Source organism: Intestinimonas sp. RTP31139st1_F5_RTP31139_211217 (assembly GCF_040226735.1).
In the GTDB taxonomy this organism is placed as follows: Bacteria; Bacillota; Clostridia; order Oscillospirales; family Oscillospiraceae; genus Intestinimonas; species Intestinimonas butyriciproducens.
In genome coordinates, this window is the sequence record NZ_JBCOAQ010000059.1 from 1 (window position 1) to 10038 (window position 10038).

10 protein-coding genes and 1 pseudogene are annotated in these 10038 nt (G+C 59.5%); 4 read left to right on the forward strand and 7 right to left on the reverse strand.

Annotated elements, in window-relative coordinates; all coding sequences use genetic code 11:
• Positions 1 to 144: 144 nt before the first annotated feature.
• Together lepA and ABUA09_RS17250 are read right to left on the reverse strand one after the other, a co-directional pair.
• Positions 145 to 1953 (reverse strand): translation elongation factor 4, encoded by a 1809-nt coding sequence (lepA, locus tag ABUA09_RS17245; protein WP_349949566.1) that lies wholly within the window; start codon positions 1951 to 1953, stop codon positions 145 to 147.
• A gap of 253 nt (positions 1954 to 2206) precedes the next feature.
• On the reverse strand, positions 2207 to 2911 hold the full coding sequence (locus ABUA09_RS17250) for a helix-turn-helix domain-containing protein (protein ID WP_033118801.1): 705 nt from the start codon (positions 2909 to 2911) through the stop codon (positions 2207 to 2209).
• Between the two features lie 172 nt (positions 2912 to 3083).
• Between ABUA09_RS17250 and pta the strand changes: the two genes are divergently transcribed.
• On the forward strand, positions 3084 to 4058 hold the full coding sequence (gene pta, locus ABUA09_RS17255) for a phosphate acetyltransferase (protein ID WP_349949567.1): 975 nt from the start codon (positions 3084 to 3086) through the stop codon (positions 4056 to 4058).
• 203 nt (positions 4059 to 4261) lie between these two features.
• On the forward strand, positions 4262 to 5014 hold the full coding sequence (locus ABUA09_RS17260) for a nucleoside phosphorylase (protein WP_195614744.1): 753 nt from the start codon (positions 4262 to 4264) through the stop codon (positions 5012 to 5014).
• A gap of 384 nt (positions 5015 to 5398) precedes the next feature.
• On the opposite strand, the gene ABUA09_RS17265 is transcribed toward ABUA09_RS17260, so the two are convergent.
• The 5 genes and pseudogenes from ABUA09_RS17265 to ABUA09_RS17285 form a co-directional block, all read right to left on the reverse strand.
• Positions 5399 to 5926 (reverse strand): flavin reductase family protein, encoded by a 528-nt coding sequence (locus ABUA09_RS17265; protein ID WP_438268227.1) that lies wholly within the window; start codon positions 5924 to 5926, stop codon positions 5399 to 5401.
• Positions 5853 to 6044: pseudogene (locus tag ABUA09_RS17270) on the reverse strand (IS110 family transposase); the annotation flags it as partial. The pseudogene ABUA09_RS17270 and the gene ABUA09_RS17265, both read right to left, overlap by 74 nt.
• 17 nt (positions 6045 to 6061) lie before the next feature.
• Positions 6062 to 6280, reverse strand: coding sequence for a VOC family protein (locus ABUA09_RS17275; protein WP_201015137.1), 219 nt, complete (start codon positions 6278 to 6280; stop codon positions 6062 to 6064).
• A gap of 211 nt (positions 6281 to 6491) precedes the next feature.
• Complete coding sequence (locus ABUA09_RS17280; RefSeq protein WP_033119271.1) at positions 6492 to 7496, reverse strand: ATP-binding protein; 1005 nt, start codon at positions 7494 to 7496, stop codon at positions 6492 to 6494.
• The gene (locus tag ABUA09_RS17285; RefSeq protein WP_033119272.1) at positions 7497 to 8468 is read right to left on the reverse strand and encodes a DnaD domain protein; all 972 of its coding nucleotides are present in this window, start codon (positions 8466 to 8468) and stop codon (positions 7497 to 7499) included.
• A 137-nt stretch (positions 8469 to 8605) separates the two neighbouring features.
• Here ABUA09_RS17285 and ABUA09_RS17290 point away from each other — a divergent pair, with 137 nt between their 5' ends.
• Both ABUA09_RS17290 and ABUA09_RS17295 read left to right on the forward strand, forming a co-directional pair.
• Positions 8606 to 8920 (forward strand): cell division protein ZapA, encoded by a 315-nt coding sequence (locus ABUA09_RS17290; RefSeq protein WP_033119273.1) that lies wholly within the window; start codon positions 8606 to 8608, stop codon positions 8918 to 8920.
• A gap of 91 nt (positions 8921 to 9011) precedes the next feature.
• The coding region (locus ABUA09_RS17295) for a peptidase U32 family protein (RefSeq protein WP_349949568.1) at positions 9012 to 10038 on the forward strand (1027 nt) is incomplete at its 3' end.

Consider the following 10038-nt stretch of genomic DNA (forward strand, 5'->3'; position numbering starts at 1 on the left):
CGGGAACCCTGATGATGTTATCTGCTCGGGGCAAGTAAATTGCCCCTGCGCCAAGGGCTTGTCCTCCGGGTCACGCCCTTGTACGGCGCGTACCGCGCCGCCCCGCGCTGCGGGGCCCCGGAAGGCAAAAAGAAAATGCTGCCGCTACTCCTCGTCCAGCTTGAGCACCGCCATAAACGCCTCCGTGGGAATCTGCACCGTGCCCAGACTCCGCATTCTCTTTTTGCCTTCTTTTTGCTTTTCCAGCAGCTTTTTCTTCCGGGTGATGTCGCCGCCGTAGCATTTGGCCAGCACGTCCTTGCGCATGGCCTTCACCGTTTCCCGGGCGATGACCTTGCCGCCGATGGCCGCCTGGACGGGCACCTCGAAAAGCTGGCGGGGGATATTCGCCTTGAGCTTCTCACAAAGCCGTCTGGCCCGGCCGTAGGCCTTGTCCTTATGGGCGATGAAGCTCAACGCATCCACCTGATCGCCGTTGAGAAGCAGGTCCACCTTCACCAGCTCGCTGGGCTGGTACTGGTCCACCTCATAGTCCAGGGAGGCATAGCCCTTGGTACGGGCCTTGAGCGTGTCGAAAAAGTCGTAGATGATCTCATTGAGGGGCATGGAATAGTGGAGCTCCACCAGGTTGGTGTCCAGATACTGCATATCCTTGAACTCAGCCCGGCGCTCCTGACACATGGGCATGATGTTGCCCACAAATTCCGGCGGGGTGAGGATGGTCACCTTGGCATAGGGTTCTCTGGCCTCGACGATCAGGGCCGGATCGGGATAATTGTGGGGGTTGTCCACATGGACCACCTCACCGTCCGTCCGGGTGATCTCATAGATAACGGAGGGGAGGGTGGTGATGAGATCCAGGTCGAACTCCCGCTCCAGCCGCTCCTGGATGATCTCCATGTGGAGCATCCCCAAAAAGCCGCAGCGGAAGCCGAACCCCAAGGCGGCGGAGGATTCAGGCTCAAAGGAGAGTGCGGCGTCGTTGAGCTGGAGCTTCTCCAGGGCGTCCCGCAGGTCGGGGTACTTGGAACCGTCCTCGGTATAGATGCCGCAATAGACCATCGGGCGGGCGGGGCGGTAGCCGGGCAGGGCCTCAGCGGCGGGCCGTTCGGCCCCGGTGATGGTGTCTCCCACCCGGGTGTCCTTTACGTCCTTGATGGAGGCGGTAAAGTATCCCACTTCCCCGGCGATGAGCTCCTTGCAGGGCTCCATGCCGATGGGCAGGAGGTGGCCGCACTCCAGCACCTCATATCGGGCCCCGGAGGCCATCATCTTCACCGGCATGCCGGTGCGGAGGGTCCCCTCCATGACCCGGAAGTAGACGATGACGCCCCGGTAAGGGTCGTACTGGCTGTCGAAGATGAGGGCGCGCAGAAGGGCCCCGGGGTCGCCCTTGGGGGCGGGGACATGGGCCACGATATCCTCCAACACAGCCGGAATGTTGAGGCCCATCTTGGCGGAAATCTCCGGGGCGTCCTGGGCCGGGATGCCGATGACGGTCTCGATCTCCTCCTTCACCTTCTGGGGCTCGGCGGCGGGGAGGTCTATTTTGTTGACCACGGGCAGGATCTCCAGATCGTGCTCCAGGGCCAGGTAGGTGTTGGCCAGGGTCTGCGCCTCAATGCCCTGGGCGGCGTCCACCACCAGGATGGCCCCTTCACAGGCGGCCAGAGAACGGGAGACCTCATAGTTGAAGTCCACATGGCCCGGCGTGTCGATGAGATTGAGCTCATAGGTTTCGCCGTCGTCCGCCTTGTAGAGGAGACGCACCGCCCGGGCCTTGATGGTGATGCCGCGTTCCCGCTCCAGGTCCATGTTGTCCAGGAGCTGGCTCTCCATCTCCCGCTCGGGCACCGCGTCGCACAGCTCGATGAGCCGGTCCGACAGCGTGGATTTTCCGTGGTCGATGTGTGCAATGATAGAAAAGTTACGAATTTTGTTCTGTTCTGTCATGAATAGATACCTCCGTGAGGAAAATCCACGCGGGCCCCCGCAAAGCGGGGCGCGTCAGCGGGCACAAGCCCGATGGGCTTGCCGCAGGCGGAATTGATTTCCGCCGAGGATGTCCGATCCAATGGGGCCCCCGCAAGGGCGTCAGCCCTTGTGGGGAGAGGATTTTCCGTGGTCGATGTGTGCAATGATAGAAAAGTTGCGAATTTTGTTCTGCTCTGTCCTGAATAGATACCTCCGTGAGGAAAATCCACGCCTACTTGCTTTCGGTGCGATAGGCAATCAGGCGGCGGGTGATCCGCTCGCCTGTATTGTGGACGATCTGCAGGAGAGATTGGTAGGCGCCCGGATAGGTCTGCGTCAGCACATCGTGGTTGATGGGCGGAAGGCTGCCCGACTCCTTCACCCGGGCGGCCAGCGCGTCCACATAGGCCACCTCGGCACAGGTCATATCGATGGTGGCGGTGCCGGTGATAAACTGCCGTGCAGGCACGGCGAAGAAGTCCTCGTTGTTGGTACCGTCCGCCCGATAGAGGTAGCGGAACATCTTATAGAGCGCAGTGCCCAAATAATCCGAACAGGCTTTGATGGCCTCCTTGCTGCCCACTTTGCCCAGCAGATCGAAGAGAATGCCCACTGAATTTACCAGCAGCTTTTTGGATAGGGTGGCCATGATACTGCCGCGCAGGACATTGTCCTTTTCGGCACTGTAATCGTACAGGCTCTCGGCATCCACGATGGTGGTGCCGTCACGGCTCAGGGTGCGGCCGAGCAGATAGTCGGCGGAGACGCCGTAATAATCGCAGGCCTTTACCACAAAGGCAAGGCCGGGCTCCCGGATTCCATTTTCATAGTGGGACAGCAGGGCCTGGCTGATGCCCAGATCTTTGGCCGCCGACCGCTGGGAGATCCCCTTCTCCTTCCTCAGCAGCGTCAGGGAACGGGAAAAGTCCGAACACATACTCCTCACACCTCACAAAAAACAGTATGTATAGTATAGTGTGCAAAATACAAAAAGTAAAGCCCAAAGTTTCGGAATCTGGGCAAATTGGGCATTGTGATAGGGTGTTATTGGGTGTATAATACCCTTACTTGAGTCAAAACCGAAACATTTTATTGGAGGCGTACCAATTATGTTTGAAAACCTGATTGAAAAGCTCAAAAAGAATCCCACGACCCTGGTCTTTACCGAGGGGACCGACGCCCGCATTCTGGAGGCGGTCTCCCGCCTGAAGAAGAACGGCATCCTGGAGCCCCTCCTCATCGGCGTCCCTGAGGAGGTGCAGGCCGCCGCGGAAAAGGGCGGCTTTGATATCACCGACATCCGTGTCATCGACCCCGCCAACTACCGCCGGATGGACGAGCTGGTGGACAAGATGGTGGAGCTCCGCAAGGGCAAGATGACACCGGAGGAGTGCCACGCCGCTCTGCTCAAGGGCAACTATTTCGGGACCATGCTGGTGAAGATGGGCGTGGCTGACGCCCTGCTGGGCGGCGCGACTTACTCCACCGCCGACACGGTGCGGCCCGCGCTGCAGCTGGTAAAGACCAAGCCCGGCAACAAGAGCGTATCCTCCAGCTTCGTGATGATCCGTGAGAAGGCCGACGGCACCGAAGAGAAGTATATCATGGGCGACTGCGCCATCAATATCGAGCCCACTGCCGAAGAGATGGCCGAGTGCGCGGTGGAGTGCGCCCACACGGCCAGAATTTTCGACATCGATCCCAAGGTGGCCATGCTTTCCTATTCCACCAAGGGCTCTGGCAAGGGTGAGAACGTGGATAAGGTCCGCACCGCCACTGAGCTGGCCAAGGCCGCCGCGCCTGAGCTGGCCATCGACGGCGAGCTGCAGTTTGACGCCGCGTTCTCTCCCGTGGTGGCCCAGACCAAGTGCAAGGGCTCTCCGGTGGCCGGGCAGGCCAATGTGTTCATCTTCCCTGAGATCCAGTCCGGCAATATCGGGTATAAGATTGCCCAGAGGCTGGGTGGCTTTGCCGCGTACGGCCCCATTCTCCAGGGCCTGAACGCCCCCATCAACGACCTCTCCCGCGGCTGCGACGCCGAGGAGGTCTACCAGATGGCCATCATCACCGCGGGCCTGAAGTAAGGACAAACCGGCGGAGGATTCCCGAGACCTTAGGACCTCCTCACCCCGCCGAAGGCGGGTCAAGGGTTTTGCTCCTGTATCAAAACCTTGCCGCAAGGTGAATGGATTTTGCCTGGGAAGGAAAGGGCGCCGGGAAGATCGAATGGAAACAGGAACTGGCCTCCCGACTTCGGGAGGCCAGTTTTTTGACAAGGAGGCAAGAGATGAGTCTGTTTGACGCTTACGATCCCGCGCCCGACGCGGTATTGAACCCGGAGGACGCCACCCGCCCGATCCCGGGGTTTCCCGAGACCGTGGTCATCACCTTCCAACCCTCTCTGATGGAGGCCGTTGCGGCCCGGCCGGAGGCGGCGCTCCTGTGCCGCATTCCGGTATTCTTCCAGATGCCCGTCTACCGCCTCCCCGCCCAAGGGACGGAGCTGGCCGTCTACCAGACGCTGATGGGCGGGGCGGTGTCGGCGGCCATGCTGGAGGAGGTCATCGCCCGGGGCGCCCGGAAGGTCGTCCTCTTTGGCTCCTGCGGCTCGCTGTGCCGGGAACTTCCCGACGGACACCTGATCGTCCCCACGGCCGCCTATCGGGACGAGGGGGTGAGCTATCACTACCTCCCCGCCGAGGACTATATATCCCTCCCCACCGCGCCGCGGACGGCGGAGATCCTCCGGGAACTGGGCGTCCCCTTTGCGCTGGGCAGGACCTGGACCACCGACGCCCTCTACCGGGAGACCCGCCGGAACGTGGCCCGGCGGAAGGAGGAGGGCTGCATCGCGGTGGACATGGAGTGCGCCTCCCTTGCGGCGGTATGCCGGTTCCGGGGCGTTGCCTTTCACCAGTTCCTCTATACGGAGGACAATCTGGACGGAGCATTCTGGGACCCCCGCCTGATGGGAAAGCTCCCCCAGGACGCAAAAGAGGCCTATTTCAGGATCGCGCTGGAGATTGCCAGACGCATATGAATCATACCCACCGGCCGTGCCGGTGGTTTGCACAGGACCGCTTGGGGCATGACCCGGGCAGAGCCAATAGGCTCATCGAATGGTCTGCTAATCGCGCAGATTTCCCGGGCTTGCCCCCGGTCTTGACTGTCACCCTCAGTCCCGCTGTACGGGTGGACAAGGCGGCCAATCCCTCAAAGTGCTTGGCCGCACTCTTTCTCATTTTGGGGTATTTCTTTTCTTAAAATTGAAATGGGCGGGAAGCCATTTTAGGGCTTTCCCGCCTTGATTATCCTTTAGCAAAGGCGGGCGGGGCTGTCGACGGCGGCGCATAAAATGCGCCGTTTATCTTGACCGTTGAATGCTCCGGATGACTTTGCTATTTCACCGGCGAATGGGAATTTATCAATCATACTTTTCAATGTTTATAGTTGCAATCGCTGATTGATTAGGTTCTCCTGTTTTCAGATTTTGAGGGGCAGGAATTAACATCATAAAACCATCTTTTCTGTATCGCTTTTCATATCCCTGTGCATATTCTTCCTCAACAGAAATATGCTGTACCTGTCCGATAATCATGGAAGTAATACCTGCACCGCTTAAATCTTGTGTTCCTTTTAAAGTACACTCTATGTTTACAAATGCCTCCTGTATCATTGGTGCATGAATGGTCTTGGCATTTACAAGAGAAAAATTTCCTACTGAAAATTTATCAGCTTCATAGTCATTATGGTTAATTGTATCTATCAGCTTATCGTAATAGCTTATTGGAAGAAAATTGATAAAAAAGCATTTTTCTCTTTGGATATTTGCATAGGTATGGGTATGCTGATAGAGGTTTCCCATAACCGCAAAGAAAATTGAGAAGTTCCGCACGCAAAAGAGTAGCAATCCATTCAGAATCACGCATGTCAGTTTTCTTACCCGGAACATTTTTCATGTGTCTGGCATTGACGACAAGCAAAATGATATCACCGGAGTAAGCATCTTCAAGGATTTCGTAAATAGGCCGCCAGTAAATACCGGTACTTTCCATGGCGCCATGGCGACATAAGCCCAGCGCGCCCTCTAAAATGATTGCTTCATAGTGCTGAGACAAAAAGGATGACCTTCCGGGTTAAATAATGTAGTGGATGTCTCAAAATACTGCATCTCTGATTTTGTAGCGCCACACTCTATAGCGTGTGCAACTGCTTCCTCCAAATTATCAACTAAAAAATCAATGTGAGCCATCGGCTGCTGCTCATTTACTTCCCACGGCCAAACAGGCGGAGTATATTCCTCCACTTCGTGTGTGCTAAACTCGATACATCAAGTTTCATTCGGACTTGATTCCTCCTTTGCTTATGATGGCGGTTGGCAGATCTCCATCATTATACCAAAGGAGGATATTTTTTCTCGGCATACTAAAGCTTTTTGGTACCACCGGCACAGCCAGCGGTTTTCTTTCTACAATAAGAGCGGAGGCCGGATGTGCCGGCCTCCGCTCTGCTGTCCCTTACAGCCGCTGTTTCCGCTGGAGGCGAATGTCCTGGCCGAAAAAGCGCAGAAACTGGTATTCCCCCTCCAACCTGGAGGCAATTTGAGGCGTGTACCTGGTCCGAACCTCCGCGATCCCCAAATTTGAGCTGATGACCGTGCGCTTGTTGGCGGTCAGCCTGGAGTTGATGATCTGATACAGGGCGGCCTGCACAAAGGGCGTGGTCATCTCGCTCCCCAGGTCGTCCATAATGAGTAGGTCGCAGCCCAGATACCGCCGGGTGCCGTCCCGGGCCTCCTTTGCATCCAGGTCGTCCCGGGAGAATTTCTGGATCTCAAATTGCTGAAAGATGGTCCCGGCGGCGTCGTAGACGACGGAAAAGCCACTTTCAGAGACGGTCCTGGCGATACATGCGGAGAGAAAGGTCTTTCCCAGACCGGTCCCGCCGCTCAAAAACAGGTTGTTGATGCTGGTACGGCCGAATCGATGGGCATAGTCCCAGCAGATCTCGTAGACCCCACGCATCTTTTGGCGGGTGGTGCGCCCCTTGGCGTCCGGGTCCAGATCGCTGTAAAAGGAAAAATCGAAAAGCTCGAAGGTCTGCTCCCCGAAATCCAGGGTCTGGGAGAGCTCCTTGATCTGCTCCTGGGTGCAGAGCAGCTTGAGACAGTCGCACATCGCTGCACCCACCCAGCCGGTGTCCCCGCACTTTGCACAGGAGGGCTTTTCGTCCAGCGCGTCGGCTGGGAATCCGTTGGCCGCCAGCAGGCGGTCCCGCTCCGCCTGGAGGTCGGTGTTCCGCTTGCGGACTGCTCCAATGGCGGCGGTGGGGTCGCCGCCGTCCTTCAGGGCGGCGGCGATCACCTGGGCCATGGTACGGCGGAGCAGCCGGTCGATCTCCGCCACACGGGGGATCTTTGTATAGATTTCTGTCTGACGCGCCTGACGCGCCCGCTCCGCCGCGGCCCGGCGCAGGGCCAGACGGGCGTTTGCGCTGTGCAGTACCGACTCGCTGTAGGGCACTTATTGCGCCTCCCCTCTTGTTTTCTCCAGATACCGGTCCATCCAGTCCAGGTCCTCCTCGATGCGGCTCTGTTCGTCTTTTTTTGTGCCGGCCGCAGCCCCGCCGCCCGGGTAGGACCCCTTCCGTGCGGAATCCCCCTCCTTGATCTGCTGGAGGGTGTGGAGGCCCTTCTGATGCCAGCTTTTCAGGATGGAGTTCATATAGGGCCAGACCAGGGATCCCTTTTTGAGCACGGTGCGTTCGTAGGCCAGGGCGATGGCGTCGTCGTCGAAGCCCATCTCCACCCAGGAGGAGATATATTTCCGCTCAGCCTCCACCGGCAGGCGGCCCGCGATGCCCAGGCGGGGCAGAATGGACTTTTCACGGTCCCGCAGCGCGGAGAGCGTGCGCACGTGGGCATCCGCCGCCTCGGGAGTATCCACGCCCAGGCGGTGCCAGACAAAGGCCTCCTTCCTGATCTGGGACATCCTGGGTCTGCGGCCCGGTCCATATTTCCGTTCGGTCTCCTCTATACACCATGTGGTGAGCAGGAGCACCACCTCCGCGGGCAGGGCCAGATAGTCGTAGATGGTGTACAGCAGCTTGAGATCGGCGGTGGAGAGCACCCTGCCCAGCCGCCGCTCCAGTTCCCGCACCAGTGCGGGGAAGGGGCTGTTCCCCTCCAGCTCCCGGGCGATATCGGCTGCGGTGTAGTCCGGAGGGCCGTCCGGCTCCGGCGGGGTGGGTGTGGGGGCGAGGTCGGCCTCCTTGTCCACCAGGCCCAGGTTCGCCAGGGCCTGATAGGCTCCGCGGACCTGCTCCGCCGTCCAACCCAGGGCCTTGCGCACTCCGTCGGCCTCAAAAACGCCGCCCCGGCGCAGAAGATAGAGATACAGCAGCGCCGCCTCGCCGCTGCCTGCGCGAATCAGCCGGTCTGCCGCCGCGTCCGTCATGGATATCACACCGCCCGGCAGCAATACGCTGGCCGCCATGGCGCCACCTCCTCTCCAACATTTCGTACCGTCTATTCTACCGTAAAAACCGGGAGAATTAAAGGATAATTTATTTTTATTTCTCTCCAACCTATGTTATAATGTCAAAGACAGAATGAATGCTGGGAGGGACCGCCGTGAAAAACAAAGTTACCGTCTCAATCGCCGGGCAGAACTACACCCTGGTGGCTTCCGAGGACGCCGGGTACATGGAAAAGGTGGCCGCCCATGTGGACGCCAAGATCCAGGAGGTGCTGGACGAATCCAAGGTCTCCCTGGTGGACGGCGCCGTGCTGGGCGCGCTGAACATCGCCGACGAGTACTTCAAAGAGGTGGAGGCGTCGGAAAACCTGCGCCGCCAGCTCAAGGAATACCTGGAGGAGGCCACCAAGATGAAGATGGAGCTCTCCGAGGCTAAGCGGGAGATCTTCAAGCTGCAGAACAAGAAATAGGCAACAAAGGGACGCGGATCGCCACTTCAGGGCCGGGACCCTGGAGGGCGGTCCGCGTTTTCCGTCCATCTCACGCCGGAGGTCGTCGATCATGCTGGAACTTCTCGCACCCGCCGGTTCGCCGGAGGCCGTCACCGCGGCGGTCCAGGCCGGCGCCGACGCGGTCTATCTGGGATACGGGGATTTTAACGCCCGCCGCAATGCGAAGAACTTCTCCCTGGAGGAGCTTGCGGCGGCGGTTTCTTACTGCCATGTGCGGGGCGCCAAGGTATTTCTCACCCTGAACACCCTGGTCTCCGACCGGGAGCTCCCCGCCGCAGCCCGGACGGCCGCCGAGGCCGCCGAGGCGGGGGTGGACGCGGTGCTCATCCAGGACCTGGGGGTCCTGCGGATGCTCCGCCAGGTGGCTCCCCGCCTTGCCGTCCACGGGTCCACACAGCTGACCGTCCACAGCCTGGACGGCGTCCGCCGCTGCGCGGAGCTGGGCATGGCCCGGGTAGTCCTCTCCAGGGAGCTCAGCCGGGACGCCATTGAGCACATTTGTCTCAACTCTCCCATTGAGATTGAGACCTTCGTCCACGGAGCCCTGTGTATGTGTTACTCCGGCCAGTGTTTCTTCTCCTCCGTCATCGGCGGGCGCTCCGGCAACCGGGGGCTGTGTGCCCAGCCATGCCGTCTCAAGTACGGCTGGGGAGAACGGGCCGACGCCAACCCCCTCTCCCTCAAGGATATGTCCCTGGCCGGACACATCCAGGAGCTCAAAAAGCTGGGGGTCAAGTGCCTCAAGATCGAGGGCCGCATGAAGCGGCCGGAGTACGTCTCTGTGGTCACGGGGATCTATGCCCGGGCCATCCGGGAAAGCCGGGAACCCACGCCGGAGGAGCTGGCCCAGTTGGAGGCCGCTTTTTCCCGGCAGGGCTTTACCGACGGCTACTATCTGGACCGGAAGGGGCCGGAGATGTTCGGCGTCCGGGAGGAGGGCCAGGAGCCCCGGGAGCTCTTTGCCCAGGCCAGGACTCAGTACCAGAGCGGGGAGCGGCAGTGCGTGGGCGTGGTGTTCGACGCCATGATCCGCCCCGGCGAGCCCGTGCAGGTGGGGGTCCAGGACGAGGTGGGGC

Bases quoted from the DNA above. Each gene is read 5' to 3' on its own strand.
- ABUA09_RS17265 (WP_438268227.1), bottom strand. From the start codon at position 5,926: ATGTTCCGGGTAAGAAAACTGACATGCGTGATTCTGAATGGATTGCTA.
- ABUA09_RS17285 (WP_033119272.1), bottom strand. From the start codon at position 8,468: ATGGCGGCCAGCGTATTGCTGCCGGGCGGTGTGATATCCATGACGGAC.
- lepA (WP_349949566.1), bottom strand. From the start codon at position 1,953: ATGACAGAACAGAACAAAATTCGTAACTTTTCTATCATTGCACACATC.
- ABUA09_RS17250 (WP_033118801.1), bottom strand. From the start codon at position 2,911: ATGTGTTCGGACTTTTCCCGTTCCCTGACGCTGCTGAGGAAGGAGAAG.
- pta (WP_349949567.1), top strand. From the start codon at position 3,084: ATGTTTGAAAACCTGATTGAAAAGCTCAAAAAGAATCCCACGACCCTG.
- ABUA09_RS17260 (WP_195614744.1), top strand. From the start codon at position 4,262: ATGAGTCTGTTTGACGCTTACGATCCCGCGCCCGACGCGGTATTGAAC.